At 62.7% G+C, this 14799-nt stretch carries 12 protein-coding genes; 4 read left to right on the top strand and 8 right to left on the bottom strand.

Translation table 11 applies throughout. The features are described 5' to 3' along the window. Position 1: 1 nt before the first annotated feature. The 3 genes from rnr to dapE form a co-directional block, all read right to left on the bottom strand. Positions 2-2257, bottom strand: coding sequence for a ribonuclease R (gene rnr / locus AC72UB_RS16865; protein WP_505190753.1), 2256 nt, complete (start codon positions 2255-2257; stop codon positions 2-4). A gap of 145 nt (positions 2258-2402) precedes the next feature. Then, positions 2403-2822 carry a GNAT family N-acetyltransferase gene (locus AC72UB_RS16860; protein ID WP_505190752.1) on the bottom strand — a complete coding sequence of 140 codons (420 nt, stop codon included), beginning with the start codon at positions 2820-2822 and terminating at the stop codon, positions 2403-2405. After that, complete coding sequence (dapE, locus tag AC72UB_RS16855) at positions 2819-3973, bottom strand: succinyl-diaminopimelate desuccinylase (protein WP_505190751.1); 1155 nt, start codon at positions 3971-3973, stop codon at positions 2819-2821. The genes AC72UB_RS16860 and dapE overlap by 4 nt, the downstream gene beginning before the upstream one ends. Positions 3974-4241: 268 nt before the next feature. Between dapE and AC72UB_RS16850 the strand changes: the two genes are divergently transcribed. Continuing rightward, positions 4242-5240: a Hint domain-containing protein gene (locus AC72UB_RS16850; RefSeq protein ID WP_505190750.1), complete on the top strand. Its 999-nt coding sequence runs from the start codon at positions 4242-4244 to the stop codon at positions 5238-5240. A gap of 6 nt (positions 5241-5246) precedes the next feature. Here the strand turns inward: AC72UB_RS16850 and AC72UB_RS16845 are convergent, their stop codons facing one another. The 3 genes from AC72UB_RS16845 to AC72UB_RS16835 form a co-directional block, all read right to left on the bottom strand. Beyond that, entirely contained in the window at positions 5247-5612 is a 366-nt protein-coding gene (locus tag AC72UB_RS16845) for a DUF8846 family protein (protein ID WP_463291099.1), read from the bottom strand. A 7-nt stretch (positions 5613-5619) separates the two neighbouring features. Continuing rightward, positions 5620-6444 carry a 2,3,4,5-tetrahydropyridine-2,6-dicarboxylate N-succinyltransferase gene (gene dapD / locus AC72UB_RS16840; protein WP_505190749.1) on the bottom strand — a complete coding sequence of 275 codons (825 nt, stop codon included), beginning with the start codon at positions 6442-6444 and terminating at the stop codon, positions 5620-5622. Positions 6445-6603: 159 nt separating this feature from the next. After that, complete coding sequence (locus AC72UB_RS16835; RefSeq protein ID WP_505190748.1) at positions 6604-7437, bottom strand: DUF481 domain-containing protein; 834 nt, start codon at positions 7435-7437, stop codon at positions 6604-6606. 190 nt (positions 7438-7627) lie between these two features. Here AC72UB_RS16835 and AC72UB_RS16830 point away from each other — a divergent pair, with 190 nt between their 5' ends. Further along, positions 7628-8452 (top strand): LOG family protein, encoded by an 825-nt coding sequence (locus AC72UB_RS16830; protein WP_505190747.1) that lies wholly within the window; start codon positions 7628-7630, stop codon positions 8450-8452. On the opposite strand, the gene AC72UB_RS16825 is transcribed toward AC72UB_RS16830, so the two are convergent. Further along, complete coding sequence (locus AC72UB_RS16825) at positions 8449-9669, bottom strand: winged helix-turn-helix domain-containing protein (protein ID WP_505190746.1); 1221 nt, start codon at positions 9667-9669, stop codon at positions 8449-8451. The two genes, AC72UB_RS16830 and AC72UB_RS16825, sit on opposite strands and share 4 nt — an antisense overlap. A 70-nt stretch (positions 9670-9739) precedes the next feature. Beyond that, positions 9740-10321: a hypothetical protein gene (locus AC72UB_RS16820; RefSeq protein WP_505190745.1), complete on the bottom strand. Its 582-nt coding sequence runs from the start codon at positions 10319-10321 to the stop codon at positions 9740-9742. 493 nt (positions 10322-10814) lie between these two features. Between AC72UB_RS16820 and AC72UB_RS16815 the strand changes: the two genes are divergently transcribed. Both AC72UB_RS16815 and AC72UB_RS16810 read left to right on the top strand, forming a co-directional pair. After that, positions 10815-11420 carry a response regulator transcription factor gene (locus AC72UB_RS16815; RefSeq protein ID WP_463291105.1) on the top strand — a complete coding sequence of 202 codons (606 nt, stop codon included), beginning with the start codon at positions 10815-10817 and terminating at the stop codon, positions 11418-11420. A gap of 168 nt (positions 11421-11588) precedes the next feature. Continuing rightward, positions 11589-14792 carry a PAS domain-containing protein gene (locus AC72UB_RS16810; protein WP_505190744.1) on the top strand — a complete coding sequence of 1068 codons (3204 nt, stop codon included), beginning with the start codon at positions 11589-11591 and terminating at the stop codon, positions 14790-14792. Positions 14793-14799: the final 7 nt, after the last annotated feature.

The raw sequence follows: 14799 nt of genomic DNA, 5'->3' as shown, positions 1-14799 counted from the left end.
CTTAGCCCCGCCGTTTGCGCACAATCTTGCGGGCGAGCTTGGCGGCCTTGGCATTTGCCGCCCCCGGCTTGCGCGGCTGGTAGCGCCCGCCCTTGCGGCCCCGGCCCCCGGCGGCGATGGCAGCGCCGTCAATCTCGACCAGTTCCAGCACAAGGCCACCTGTGACCGGCACCGCCTCGGCCAGTTTCACGACCACGCGCTGCCCGATGCCGATGGTCAGCCCGGTATCGGCCCCCATCAGCGTCTGGGTGGCCTCGTCATAATGGAAGAACTCGCGCCCCACGGCGCGGATCGGGATCAGCCCATCGGCCCCGGTTTCCTCGAGCCGGACAAAAAGGCCAAAGCGCTGCACGCCGGAAATCCGGCCCGCAAAGGTGCTGCCCACCCGGTCGGCCAAGAAGGCCGCGAGATAGCGGTCGGTCGTGTCGCGTTCGGCGGCCATGCTGCGCCGTTCAGAGTCGGAAATCAGCTTGGCGGTCTCATCGAGGCTTTCCACATCCCACGACGAGAGCCCGTCTTTGCCCCAGCCATGGCCTGCAATCAGCGCCCGGTGCACGATCAGATCGGAGTAGCGCCGGATGGGCGAGGTGAAATGCGCATAGTTGCGCAGGGCCAGCCCGAAATGGCCAAAGTTTTCCGCATTGTAATAGGCCTGCGTCATGGAACGCAGGGTGGTCAGGTTGATGAGCTCATCAAACTCGGTCCCCTGCGCTTGGCTGAGCAAACGGTTCAGATGCGAGGTTTTCAGCACCTGCCCCTTGGCCAGCACAAGGCCCGAAGCCTCGGCCACCTCGCGCAGCGCCTCAAGTTTCAGCGGCGAGGGTTCCTCATGCACGCGGAAGAGCAAAGGCTGCTTCAGCTTCACCAATTCCTCGGCGGCGGCGACATTGGCGAGGATCATCATCTCCTCGATCAGCTTATGCGCGTCAAAGCGTTCATAGAACGACACCGAGGTGACCTTGCCCGCGTCATCCAGCACGATCTTGCGCTCGGGCAGGTCGAGATCGAGGGGCTGGCGGGCGGCGCGGGCCTGTACCAGCGCGGCATAGGCGGCATAAAGCGGGCGCAGGACCGGGTCGAGCAGGGGCGCGGTCTTGTCATCGGGCTGGCCGTCGATGGCGGCCTGAACCTGGGCGTAATGCAGGGAGGCCTTTGACCGCATCAGGCCGCGCACATAGCGGTGCGAAAGCTTGTTGCCGTGAGCGTCAATTCGCATCCGGACGGCCAGACAGGCGCGGTCGACATGCTCGTGCAAGGAGCACAGATCGCCCGACAGGATATCGGGCAACATCGGCACGACGCGGTCGGGGAAATAGCTGGAATTGCCGCGCCGCCGCGCCTCACGGTCAAGGGCAGAACCGGGCGTGACGTAATGGGCGACATCGGCGATGGCGACCCAGATGATATGGCCGCCGGGATTGCCGGGCTGATCGTCGGCCATGGCATAGACCGCATCATCGCGGTCACGGGCATCGATGGGGTCAATGGTGACCAAGGGCAGATCGCGCAGATCCTCGCGGCCTTGAAGGCCAACGGGGGCGGCCTTGTCGGCCTCGGCAATGACCGGATCGGGGAATTGGTCGGGGATGCCGTGCTGGTGAATGGCGATCAGACTGACCGCGCGGGCGCCGGAGGGATCGCCGAGCCGCGCCACGATGCGGGCCTGCGGCAGGCCCATGCGGCGGTTGCCAATGGCTTCGCCTTCCACCAATTCCCCATCGCGCGCGCCGTTGGAGGCATCGCGGGCGACGCGCCATTCCTTGTCTTGGCCCTTGTCGATGGGCACAATCCGCCCGCCTTCGTGGCTGTCGCGGTAAATGCCCAAAACCTTAAGCGGATTTGATCCCAGCCGCCGGATCAACCGCCCTTCATAGGCGTGGCCCTCGCCCTTGACGGGGGTCAGACGGCCCAAGATCCGGTCCCCGGCGCCCAGCGCAGGATCGCCCTTTTGGGTGACGATCAACACCCGCTGGCTGCTGTCGACGCCGTCTTCCAACGGCACGGCAAACAAATCCCCCGCCGCATCGGGAGCCAGAATCTGCAGCACAGCGACGGGCGGCAAGACCCCTGGTTCCTGGAAGCGGCGCGCCTTTTTCTCAAGCGCGCCTTCGTCTTCCATCTCGCGCAGGATGCGCTTGAGGTCGATCTTGGCATCGCCTTTGATGCCAAAGGCTTTGGCAATATCGCGCTTGGCGACAAGGCCGGGGTTCTCGGCGATCCATTGGCGGATCTGATCTTTGGTCGGAATGGGGTTCATGGCCTTTGCCTAACACGCCATGACACCCAAGACCACCGCCCGCCCTTTCATCTTGGCGAAAATACTCCCGCCGGAGGCATCCGCGGCTGGCCACAGGAGCCTCCGGCGGGAGTATTTGGGGCCAAGATGAAATCAGCCGCTGGGGTTACAGGGTCAGCACCATTTCGCGGTGGGGGATGCCGGCGTCGTCGAATTCCGGGCCAATGGCGGTGAAGCCGAGGCGTTCGTAAAAGCCCAAGGCATGGGTCTGCGCGCCGAGTTTGACTTTGGTGACGCCCGGCACGGAGCGAAACCGCGCGACCGCCGCTTGCATCAGGTTCGCGCCGAGCCCGGTGCCGCGCGCCTCAGCCAGGACGCAGACCCGGCCGATCTTGCCGGTTTCGCCCAGCACCAAAAGCCGGGCGGAGCCGACCGGTTTGCCGTTTTGTGTGGCCAGAAGGTGGATTGCGTCGTCGTCCTTGTCGTCCACCTCATCGGCCTCGGAGACCCCTTGTTCTTCGATGAACACGGTGCGGCGGAGGGTGCGGCAGGCGGCGATGTCGCGGGTTTCCTCGATCAGCGTCATGCGAAATAGTCTTTCAGGATGCGGCCGTAGATCGCCTTTAGCTGGTGGATCTGCGCCACTTCGACCCGTTCATCGACCTGATGCATCGTGCGGCCCACCAGCCCGAATTCCACCACCGGGCAGTGGTCTTTGACAAAGCGCGCATCCGAGGTGCCACCTGAGGTGGAGGGTTCGGGCAGGCGGCCGGTTTCGGCCTGTACCGCGCCTGCGACCAGTGCCGAGAAGGCGCCGGGGGGTGTGAGGAAGCTTTCGCCGGAGATTGAGATGCGGGCTGTGATCTCGACCCCGGTTTCGGCCTGTACGGCCGCCGCATGGTTGTGCAGCCAGTCTGATAGGCTGGCCCCGGTGTGCAGGTCGTTGAAGCGGATATTGACTGTGGCCGTGCCTTTGGCCGGGATCACGTTGTTGGCCGGGTTGCCGCAGTCGATGGTGGTGATCGCCAGTGTCGAGGGGTCGAAATGGGCAGTGCCTTGATCCAGCGGTTGCGCTTCGAGCCGTGCAAGGAGGGAGACCAGCGCTGACATCGGGTTCTTGGCGCGGTGTGGATAGGCCGAATGGCCCTGCACGCCTTTGGCGGTGAACCAGCAGGTCATTGACCCGCGTCGGCCGATCTTCATCATCTCGCCCATCACGTTGGGGCAGGTGGGTTCGCCGACAAGGCAATGGGTCATCCGCTCGCCCTCGGCAGCCATCCAGTCGAGAAGCGCCACGGTGCCGTCGGTGGCCACGTCTTCCTCGTCGCCGGTGATGGTCAGGATCACGGCGCCATCGGGCGGGGTTTGGCGCACGAAATCGACGGCGGCGGCGGCGAAGGCGGCGACGCCGGATTTCATGTCGGTGGCACCGCGGCCATACATCCAGCCGTCGACCACTTCGGCACCAAAGGGATCGCGGGTCCAAGCGGCGAGATCGCCGACCGGGACCACATCGGTGTGGCCGTTGAAGCCAAAGCTTTTGTTGGCCCCTTTGGCCCCCCAGCGGGCGAAAAGATTGGCGATGCCGCCGCGGTCCACCCGTGTGCAGGCAAAGCCAGCGCCCTCGAGAAGGTCTTGCAAGAGGACCAGCGCGCCGCCCTCAACCGGGGTGACCGAGGCGCAGCGGATCAGGTCTGCCGTCAGGGCGGCGGGGTCAACGGGCGGAGGGTTGGTCATGGTATGTCCTTTCGGCGGGCTGGCTTTGGGATAGCGCAGCCGCCCGGCCAAAGGCAACCATGCCTGCGCCCTGTGGCCGATACGCAACCTAAGCGCGACAAGTCGGCGGAGGATTCAGTTTGGGATGACAGGGTGGAGTGGGCTGACTACTCTTGTCGCCAAGGACGGAAGCCGGGGAAAACCCGGCCAAAGGTGGGCATGGCAGGCAAGAGCATCCCAGATTTCGGGCGGACCCCCTTGGCATCGCGCTTTGGGCTGGCGGTGGCGCATGGCTGACGACTGGCTGTTGCTGTCTGACCGCGCCCCGGTGGCCGATCTGGCCTATGGTCTGGTTGAGGCGGGGATGTTCGTGGTGGAACTGCACCTGCCGCTGGATGAGGCGGCCGTGCTGTTGGATTTTCACAGCACGGCGGGGTGGCCCCGGACCTTTACGCTGTTTCATGATCCCTTGGTGGGTTTGGTGTTGGTGCATCGGCAGGGTCAAAGCGTGGCGCGCCATGCTCTGCCCGGCCCTTTGCCGCAGCATGCCTGCACCGGCCGGTTGAGCCTGCGTTTTGACGCTCCGGCGCGGCATTGGGAGATGCGGTTGGAGTTTCTGGGGCGCGAGGATTTGCCCCCACGCCGGGCGCGCGGGCAGAACCCTTTGCCGATCCGGCTGGAGGATCTGGAACAGTTGAACCACGGCCCCGCCCGGCTGTCGCGGCATGGGTCGGTTTTGTGGTTTGGGCTGACCCGGGGGGCCGATTTGCCAGCGCGTGCGCCGTGGATCGGGCAGCGCACGCCTATTCAAACCGCGGAAGGTCCGGTTCTGGCCGGGCATCTTAAGCCCGGCGATTTGGTGGCCACGGCGGATGGCGGTCTGTTGCCGCTGCGCCGGATCACGCGGCTGGACCTGCCAGCCTGCGGATCATTTTCCCCCATCATCCTGCGCGCGCCCTTCTTTGGGACCAGCCATGATATGCTGGTCGCCGCCGATCAGCGGGTGGCGCTGACCGGGCCTGAGGTGGAGTATCTCTTCGGCGAGGAATGGGTGCTGGTGGAGGCGGGGGCTTTGGTTGATGGCCATTCGGCCTTGGCCGAGCAGCGCCGCGCTGTGGCGTCGGTCTTGGTGCTGGAGTTTGACCATCCGGCGCTGATTTTGGCGGATGGCTGTCCGCTTGTCGCGGCTTCTCAGGGTCGGTCTGTGCCGATGCGGATGCTGGAGCCCTATGAGGTGCTGACGCTGATGGCGCTTTTGGGCCGGGCCAGTCAGCGCCGTGTGGCCTAAGCGGCCTTAGTCGAAAAACGGCGTCATCTGTGCCACGATGACCGAGTTTTCGGCCAAGGCGCGGCCCATCAGTTTGCGCTCTTCAGCGTCAATCTCATCGCCTGCGGCTTCGCGTTCTTCGATGGTGCCAAGGCCTTCAACCTCGAGCACCGCAAGATCCGCCTCTTTCAGAATGGCGACGGTTTCACGCACGGCCTCGGCCTCATCCACGCCGCTGGCGTAGATCATCAACCCGCCGCCCGTGGCCTTTTCTGGCAGCCCATCGCCCGCCTTGCGGCCCACCTCGACCAAAAGCGTATAGACGCTTTGGGCGCGTTTCACCTTGGCAGGCTTTTCGGCGGGGGTGCTGTCGGGTTTGTCGGCCTCGGTCATTGCGGCCTCAGTCCCGCAGGAGTTCGTTGATCGAGGTTTTGGAGCGCGTCTGTGCGTCGACCTTTTTCACAATCACCGCGCAGTAAAGGTTGATCCCGCCCTTGGACGGCATCGATCCGGCCACCACAACCGAGCCGGGCGGCACTTCGCCATACATCACGTCGCCGGTTTCGCGGTCGACGATCTTGGTCGATTTGCCGATGAACACGCCCATGCCAAGGACCGAGCCTTCGCGGATGATGCAGCCTTCGACCACTTCGGAGCGGGCGCCGATAAAGCAGTTGTCTTCGATGATGGTCGGACCGGCCTGCATGGGTTCCAACACGCCGCCGATGCCGACGCCGCCCGAGAGGTGGACGTTCTTGCCGATCTGGGCGCAGGAGCCGACTGTGGCCCAGCCGTCGACCATCGAGCCTTCATCGACGAAGGCGCCGATGTTCACGAAAGACGGCATCAGGACGACGCCCTTGGCGATATAGGCCGAGCGGCGGACGATGGAGCCCGGCACGGCGCGGAAGCCTGCGGCGCGCCAGTCGGCCTCGGTCCAGCCTTGCCATTTGGAGGGCACCTTGTCCCACCAATTGGCCCCGCCGTTGGAGCCGGAGATTTCATACATGTCGGTCAGGCGGAACGACAACAGAACGGCCTTTTTGGCCCACTGGTTTACGTGCCAATCATTGCCGCGCTTTTCGGCCACGCGCAGTTTGCCGCTGTCCAGCGCTGAAAGCGTGGCCTCGATCGCATCGCGCGCCTCACCCTTGGTGGCGGGGCTGATGCCGTCGCGGGCCTCCCATGCGGTTTCGATGGAGGCTTCAAGTGCGGCGTATGACATGGACGGGGCTCCCTGAAAGGTTCGCAGCCCTATAGCCGCCCCTGACCCATCGTGCAATCTTTCCGAGATTTGGCAGTCCGCGATCTGGCTGTGCAGGGCCTGCACATGCGAAAGGGGCGAAGTTCCCTCGCCCCTTTCCCAAACCAGAAGGCTTGCAGGTCAGAAGGAATAAACCAGCGAAACGCCCAGTTTGTTCTCGCTGCGTACGGCGCGGGAATCGTTGTATTCGGTCAGATAGCTGACCCGCGTGGCAAACATTTCGGACATTTTGAAATTTAGGCCCAGATCATTGTTGATCCGCAGGGCGGAATCCGATTTCAGAACATCGGTGTCATTGGTGGCAAACATTCCATCGCTGAGCCGGGCATAAAAGCGCGACGAGGCGATATAGCCGGTCTCGGTGTCACTGGCCCCGGTGCCGTCCTTGAGATAGCTGATTCCAAGGCCCGCTTGCAGCCGCAAGGTCATCTTGGATGTATTGATGACGCGGTAGCCCGGACCAAAGCCGATGAAGGCATCCGTTTTGACTTCATCGGCCAGCGCTGCCAGCCGATCCGAGTTCACTCGGCCAAGCGCAAAGACGTAAATCCCGTGGGAAAAAAAGAAATCGGCCTCATAGACGGCAAAGACGTCATGCTTGGTCTTGACCGATCCCGCGTCCGAAACATCCATCACCAAACCATTGTTCTGAGACATCGGTCCCCCCGCAGAGCGCAGGCGCGCGGCCAGCCGGAAATCGCTGAAGTCTGTCGCGCTGGTCTTGCCACTGTAGTCCAGCGACGCGCTGCCCGATATGCCGCGGCGGACTTCTGGGTTGCCATAGCGAAACGGGTCAGTGCTGCGGTCAAGGTCAACCTCAGTGGCACGGTCAATGCCGTTAATCTGGCCCTCCACCGTCCGGATGTCGGTGAAGGTGGTCTGCGCCAGCGCTCCCTGCGCGCCAAGCGTCAAAGCCAAAGCCGCAGCGCCGACCAACAATCGCAAACGGATCATGGGAAAGGCTCTCATAAAGAAGGCCCGAAAATCGGCGTGCCCCTCGCTTTATGCGCCTCCGCCCATCTGACCGCCCTGCTTTAGGTCAGCGCTGGTGCCGTTTAGCGCAGGGGACCATCGGGCGCGGCCTTTCCAAGCCAGCGCAAAGCCGTTACCCCTTTGACCTGTATTCCGTTTAAGGCTGTGTTTGATGAAAGACGAACCTCGCGCCCATCCGTTCCGTGACAGCACTCAGGATATTGAGGCGGCGCATCGGATCCCCGACACCCCGCAGACCCGTGCTCCGGCCTATCGTCTGGCCTTTGCCGACCCCGATTTCATGACCCGCGAAGAGCTGCGCCCGGTTCGGTTGCAGTTGGAGCTTTTGAAGCCGCAGTTGGTGATGGATGAGCGCGGGATCGAATCTACGATTGTGCTGTTTGGCGGCGCGCGGATTCCGGCGCCGGAACATAAGGACAGCGCCAAGACCCCGATGCTGGCCGAGCTGACGCGCTATTACGATGAGGCGCGGCGGTTTTCGCGGCTGATGACCGAACGCAGCATGGAGTCTTACGGCAAGCAGAATGTGATCGTCACCGGCGGTGGCCCCGGTGTGATGGAGGCGGGCAATCGTGGTGCGGCCGAGGCGGGGGGCCAGTCGATTGGGCTGAACATCGTTTTGCCGCATGAGCAGGCGCCGAACCGCTATGTCACGCCGGACCTGTCGTTCAACTTTCACTACTTTGCCATTCGCAAGATGCATTTCCTGATGCGGGCGGCGGCGGTGTGCATCTTTCCCGGCGGGTTTGGCACGCTGGACGAGATGTTTGAAAGCTTGACGCTGATCCAGACCAAGCGGATGAAGCCGATCCCGTTCCTGTTGTTCGGGCGCGCGTGGTGGGAGACGGTGATCAACTGGGGCCATCTGGCCGAGGCGGGGGTGATCAGCCCCGAGGATCTGAAGCTGTTTCAGTTCGTCGAGACCGCCGAAGAGGCGATGGCGGCGATTGATGCGTTTGAGACCCCCTGCCCCTAGGGTTTGGGGGCCAGGAAGTCACGCTGCCAGTCGGGCAGGAATTCCACGCGGTCGCAGCCGGAGAACCGGGCCAATCGGTCGAGTTCGGCCATGAGTTTTGTTTCGCGAGCCTTGGTCAATTGCACCCCGGCCTCGGGCCAGAAGGCGCGGACCCTGAGGACGCCTTCGGCGCGGTGGGCTTTGGCGTCCAATCGGCCGACCAGCCGGTCACCTTCCAGAACGGGAAAGACATAATAGCCCCAGCGGCGTTTGGGTTCGGGCACGAAAACCTCGATGCGGTAGTAAAAGCCGAAGAGGAATTCTGCGCGCGCCCGGTCGCGCAGGGCGGGGTCAAAGGGGGACAGGACGCGCAGGCGGGCGGGTGGCGGTGGGGCGGCCTCGGCGTTTGTCAGAAGATCGGGGCGGGCAAGGGCGGTGCGTTGCGCGCCATCGGCCCCTTCGACCACGATTTCGACGATCTCGCCCCGCGCCAAGGCGGCCTGCGCCCAAGCCCGGGCCGCGTCACGCGGGAGTGCATCCCAGAAGGCGGCGATTTCGGCCGCAGAGCCAAAGCCCAGATGGTCAAGCGCGCTGGTGCAGGCCCAGTTGGCCTTGGCCTCGGCCGAGACTTCGGCCTGCAAAAGCGGTGCGGGGATCACGCGTTCGGTCAGGTCATAGACCTTTTGGAAGCCCTCGCGCCGGGTGATCGCCAGTTGCCCGGTGCGCCACAGCCATTCCAGCGCGGTTTTCGACGGGTGCCAGTCCCACCAGCCGCCGCTGCCGCGCGGTTCGCCCGTGCTGACATCGGCGGAGGTGACGGGGCCATGGGCGGCGATGTGGTTCAGGATGCGGTCGAACTGCGCCTCATAACCATCGCGGAACCAGCGCTGCCAACTGCCGTGCAAACGTGCCGCGTCGCGTTCAAAGCGGTGCTTCCAATAGGGATAGGTTTCCATCGGCAGGATGGCCGCGTCATGGGTCCAGTGTTCCCAAAGGTGGCGGTCCTGTTCGAGCGGGGCTTTCAGCGCCTCGGGCCGGTAGCTTTGGTCGCGCGACCACAGGATCATGTGATGGGCGCGTTCGACTGTGGTGATGCTGTCGACCTGCACAAAGCCGATGCGGCGCACCAGATCGGCCGGGGCCGTCCCGCGCGCGCTGTCTGACAGGCCGTGGCGGTGCAGAAACAGGCGCCGCGCCAGCTTGTTGGGCAATCGAACCAAGGGGAGTGGCGTGACCATAAGGCAAAGGCCTATCAGGCCAGCCGCAGCCGTCAATCACACCCTGTGCAAGCGGTGGTCAGAAGCGCGATTAGACCGCTTCGGCGAAGACCGGTAGCTGGCTGTCCTGCGCGTCCAGCGCGGCGATGTCCTCGGCGTCAAGACTGACCATGCCGTCCAGCTCTTCCAGCCGCTTTTGCCAGATCAGATTGTTGCTGACGGCATTTTGCACGGCCACATGCAGATCTGCTGCCGTGCAGGGCAGGGCCATCGAGGAATCGCAGATCGGCAGGCGCTCGGTCGAGAAGTCATGCGCGGCCATCCGGGTCGATGCGAGGATGATCGGCAGATCGGGATGCTCTTCGCGCAGCATCAAAAGCTTTGCGATCACCGAGGTGATGCCGCCAAAGCCCTCGATCTCGATGATCAGCATCGACCAATGCTCGATGGGAAGGCCCAGAAGATTCTGAAACTGCCCCATGTCGCTGCAGACGGCCACGTCACGGCCCTGCTTTCTGAGATGCTCGATCTGGAAGGTCAGCGGCGCGGGATCGGCGGCCAGAACCAGCACTGGCCCCGCATGCAACGGACCCGTGGGTGCGGCCTTGTCATGGGCCTTGAACACTTTCAGGCGGTTGTCCCTGCCAGCATCGGTGGTCTTGAGGTCGCGCATCCTGCTCTCCTGTATGCCGCCGGTTTTACCCGCCTGTGCATGGTCTTAACGCCCATCGGCAAAGACCTTTTCACGCTCAGTATCGGCGCTTCAAAGATATGGCGCAAAACAGCATTCGGTCGATTGAGATGCCCGAAGGATAGAAAGATGACTCAATAGTTAGAATTTGCCGAAAAGAGGCTGGAGCTATCCTCGTTTTGGGTCCACTATCTCTATTCAGCGAATCGTCTGAGGCTTGGACTTTTCAGGATTTCTGCTAAACAAAGCTTGATTTGTTGCGACCTGTGCTTGGTTTTCCCGAGATTTCTTTTTGGTTATATCGCAAGCGCAAGTTATTTATCTTTAGCTGTATAGCAATCTCTTTCGCGAAATCGACATTCAAAGGGTTGATCTTGGGCTGTTTACTGACCTACTTCCGCCAGATCGGTCCAAATGGTCCTTCATTTAGAGAACGTTTGACGGAAAAATGACAGAAGATGCCCCTGCCAACCGAATGCGTGTCCTCGTAGTTGATGACCATCTGCTTTTGGCAGAAACCGTCGTCATGGCGCTGTCGAGCACCGGTTTGATGGAAGTTGAGTCGGTTTCAGGCATTGACGCAGCCTTGGGCCGCATCGCCGGCTCTGGGCGGTTTGATGTGGTCTTGTTGGATTATTCGATGCCGGGCGGTGATGGCCTGGCCGGGTTGCGCCATATCATCGCGGCGAATGGCAAGGGTGTCGCCGTGTTCTCGGGCGTGGCAACGCCGGCTGTGATTGAGCGCGCGTTGGCCGAAGGGGCCATGGGGTTTATCCCCAAGACGCTGCCACTGAAATCCTTGGAAAGTGCCGTGCGGATGATCGCGCAGGGTGAGGTTTTCGTGCCTTACAACTATGTTTTGCAGGTGATGGGCAAAGATGAGCCCACCACGAACCTGAAGCCACGCGAACGGCAGGTTTTGCAGTTGGTGTGTGAGGGTGCGCAGAACAAGGAAATCGCGTTCAAGCTCAAGCTGAGCGAAGTGATCGTCAAGGCGGATGTCAAATCCCTTTGCCGCAAGCTTGGGGTTCGCAACCGGACCGAAGCCGCAATGATGGCGCGCAACGAAGGCCTGTGCTGAACAGGCTATCTTACGGGCCGGACGGTGACGTGATTGCCAGTTTCCCCTCCGGTTTCCGAGGACCCTATGCCTGTAAACAACAGGACTTCGGGCAAAGCGCGCCCGCCACACCCTAAAGCGTCTTTAACAGAGGCACATCTCGTGGCTTTGGCCGGGGCTGTGCAGGACATGGACTTTGTCGGGGGCCACGGGTCTGACCTTGAAGCCGGTCTGATCGCGGCGTTGCGCCGGGGCAAGGCAACGCTCAAGGCCGATGTCTGCGCCTTGGTGCGAAGAACAGATACGGGCGATCTTGCCGTGGCGCTTGAGATTGACGGCGAGGCGACGCGCGCGCTGGCCGGAATTCAAACCGAACCGGACAAGCGGCCGCGTCTTGTGGCCCCGGTCGAGCGTGCGGGCGATACATCGCTGCTGCTTTGGGCGGTGTCGGAGGGAACACATGCCTTCTCGGCGGAAGCGAACAGCTTTTTCCAAGCCCTTGCGCAGGCCATCCGGGACCGGCTTGATCTGGCTGATGCCCGTGATCTGGAGCAGGCCAATCGTCCGCCGGAACCTGGGGTCTCCACGCTTTATTGGCAGATCATCGAGCTAACCAACGATCTCTTGGGGCATCAGGGGCCAGATATTGATGCGCATATCAATCTTGCGCTGGCGCGGGTCGGCCAATTGGTTGGGGTGGGGCGCAGCTATGTTTGCCGATTGCAACCGCCCGGCCAGATCAGCACCACGCATGAATGGACCGCGCCGGGTGTTCCGGTGACGCTGAACATCGGCCAAGATCTGCCCTTTGGGTTGCTGGACCCTTGGCATGATCAGTTGAAAGAACCGCGTCCTGTTGCCATTGAGGATGTCGACGCACTTCCCAAAGAGCTGCCCACCCGCGGCATTCTGCAAGAGCAGGGCGTCAAATCGATGGTGGCGGCCCCGATGCGCCGGAACGGAAAGTTTGCGGGCTGTGTCGGCTTTGACTGCACGCTGCGCCCGCGCAGCTTTACGCCTGATGCGTTGCGCTTGATGCAATCGGTCGCCAATGCGATCGACGTTCTGTTGTTCCGGCGCGATGCCGAGCAAGAGGCGAGCATCGCCAAGGCCAAGCTGCAGGCGCACAGCGACCGCCAGACTGCCATGCTGAGCGCGGTTCCCGTTTTTGTGCTTGAGCTTGATGCGAAAGGCCGCTGCGTTGCCTACAACAATGGCGCCGGGCAGAAACAGCGCCTTGTAAAGACAGACTGCGTTGGCAAGACCATTGGACAGCTTTTCGCGCCTGATCTTGCGGCGCGCTTCCGCAAGACCATGAAGGCCGTCAAGGCTGATGGCGTGCGGCGCAGCTTTGAATATGATCAGGAAGACGACGGCAATACGCACATCAGCAAAGCCTTCATCACGCAGCGCAGTGCCAATGGTCCACAGGATGGCTGGTTCGTCGTCCTGGGCGACATCACGTCAAGCCGCCTGCAAGCGCGCCGCGTCGCCCAGTTGAGCAAGATTGCCGAGTTGACCTCGCATATGGTGATCCTCACCGACGCCGACGCCAACATCGAATGGGTGAACCCGGCCTTTGAAAAGCGCAGCGGCTGGCGGTTGGACGAAATTCGTGGCCGCCGACCTGAAAGCTTCTTGCGCTCGCGGCGCGGCGGGCGGCTGGCCAGTTCACGGGTGGAATATGCGCTGCGCCGAGGGAGCCTGACGCAGACCGAAATCATGAACCATGACCGGGCCGGGGTTGAGTATTGGGTCAGCATGGATGTTCAGCCGATGCTGGATGACAGCGGTACCGTGCAGGGGTTTGTGTCGGTTCAGACCGACATCACCGAGCTTAAGCGCAAGCACAGCCGCGAGATGTATGATTGGAAACTGGCCATTGAAGGGGCCAGTGACGGGGTGGCCATGCTGAATGCCCAAGGGCAATTCCTGTTCATGAACCATGCCTTCCGCGACATGTTCGGCATCCCCGATGCCGAGGCGGTCAAGACGTTGACCTGGCGCGACCTTTATCCTTCTGAGGCGGCGGACTGGTTCGCTGCCCGCGCGTGGCGCCAGATCATTGTTGGGCGCGCGCTGCGGGTTGAGCTGCGCGGCAAGCACCGCGAAGGGCATTCGATCCGGCAGGAATTGTCGCTGAACACCCGCTCGGATGGCGGGCTTTTGGTGATTGCGCGCGACATCTCGGACCGCGCGCGGGCGGAATCCGAAAAGTCCCTGCTGCGCGACCAGTTGCAGGTCGCTCAGCAGCGCGAAGTGATTGCGCATATTTCGGCGGGTGTAGCCCATGACCTGCAAAACATCTTCGCCGTTGTCAGCGGCACGGCCTCGCTTCTTGAGACCGGTTTTACAGACAAGGATGAGGCCCTGGCCGGCATTCAACGGATCAAGCGCGCGGCGCAGATGGCGATTGACCTTGGCGCGGGTCTGACCACGTTGGGCCGCAACGACGCCTATCCGATGCAACAGGACCTGCGGGAGCTTGTGCAGCAGGGGGTCGACCTGTTGGGAACCGCGCGGATCGAACAGCATGGCATTGTGCCGAAGGTTCCCGATAGCGTTCAGCCGGTCTGGGCTGATAGCACCAAGCTGTTGCAGGTTATTGTCAATCTGGCGCTGAACGCCTGCGACGCCGATCCTGAGCGGCCAACCGCGGTTCGGGTCGAGGTGCTGCCTGCGGCGGCGTGGCATCCAAGCCGGCCGCCAGACACCGGGACTTGGTCTGTCGCCCGGCTTTATCGCGTCTTTCAGGTGGCGGACGATGGACCGGGCGTCGCGTCCAAGGATCGCGCGCTTTTGTTTCAGCCCTACTTTACCACAAAGGGCGCGGCAGGCACTGGGCTGGGTCTGACGATTGTGACCAATATCCTGCAGCAAAGCGATGCGGCCATGTGGTTTGACACGGTGCCGGGGAAGGGCACGACAGTCACCGTCGCCTGGCCAGAAAGCGCCGCCGAGCCGGTCTTGCTGCTGCCGCCTCAGGACCAGACGGCAAAGAGCGGGGACCAGATCGAAGCGGGAACGCTGGTGGGTCGCACGATCTTGGTGGTGGATGATGTGCCTGATGTGGCCGATGTGCTGGCTGAGATGCTGGATGTGGCGGGGGCTGAAACGCTGGCCCTGTCTGACGCGCAAGAGGCTCAGGCGCTTTTGGTGGACAATCCGGGCCTGTGGTCTGCCCTTGTCACGGATCTTAAGATGCCGCGGAAATCGGGGGTTGATCTGGCACGGGCCGCGGCGGCGCTGGATCCGCCGGTGCCTTGTATTCTGGTCTCGTCGCAGATCGGGGGCAAAGAGCTACCCGCGGGGCTTTTCGCCGCCATTCTGCCCAAACCAACCGAGGCCCCGGCGTTGATTTCAGCGGTTCAGCGGGCGATTGCCAAGCGCTGAGCGGGGT

Origin of the sequence: Allotabrizicola aquatica (SeqCode) (assembly GCF_965194375.1) — a bacterium.
Classification (GTDB): Bacteria; Pseudomonadota; Alphaproteobacteria; order Rhodobacterales; family Rhodobacteraceae; genus Tabrizicola_A; species Tabrizicola_A aquatica.
The sequence above is the reverse complement of the archived record's forward strand: the minus strand, read 5'-3'. Positions and strand labels throughout refer to the sequence as shown.

Bases quoted from the DNA above. Each gene is read 5' to 3' on its own strand.
- AC72UB_RS16835 (WP_505190748.1), bottom strand. From the start codon at position 7,437: ATGATCCGTTTGCGATTGTTGGTCGGCGCTGCGGCTTTGGCTTTGACG.
- AC72UB_RS16860 (WP_505190752.1), bottom strand. From the start codon at position 2,822: ATGACGCTGATCGAGGAAACCCGCGACATCGCCGCCTGCCGCACCCTC.
- AC72UB_RS16845 (WP_463291099.1), bottom strand. From the start codon at position 5,612: ATGACCGAGGCCGACAAACCCGACAGCACCCCCGCCGAAAAGCCTGCC.
- dapD (WP_505190749.1), bottom strand. From the start codon at position 6,444: ATGTCATACGCCGCACTTGAAGCCTCCATCGAAACCGCATGGGAGGCC.
- AC72UB_RS16810 (WP_505190744.1), top strand. From the start codon at position 11,589: ATGGACTTTGTCGGGGGCCACGGGTCTGACCTTGAAGCCGGTCTGATC.
- AC72UB_RS16850 (WP_505190750.1), top strand. From the start codon at position 4,242: ATGGCTGACGACTGGCTGTTGCTGTCTGACCGCGCCCCGGTGGCCGAT.
- AC72UB_RS16825 (WP_505190746.1), bottom strand. From the start codon at position 9,669: ATGGTCACGCCACTCCCCTTGGTTCGATTGCCCAACAAGCTGGCGCGG.
- AC72UB_RS16820 (WP_505190745.1), bottom strand. From the start codon at position 10,321: ATGCGCGACCTCAAGACCACCGATGCTGGCAGGGACAACCGCCTGAAA.
- AC72UB_RS16830 (WP_505190747.1), top strand. From the start codon at position 7,628: ATGAAAGACGAACCTCGCGCCCATCCGTTCCGTGACAGCACTCAGGAT.
- dapE (WP_505190751.1), bottom strand. From the start codon at position 3,973: ATGACCAACCCTCCGCCCGTTGACCCCGCCGCCCTGACGGCAGACCTG.
- AC72UB_RS16815 (WP_463291105.1), top strand. From the start codon at position 10,815: ATGCGTGTCCTCGTAGTTGATGACCATCTGCTTTTGGCAGAAACCGTC.
- rnr (WP_505190753.1), bottom strand. From the start codon at position 2,257: ATGAACCCCATTCCGACCAAAGATCAGATCCGCCAATGGATCGCCGAG.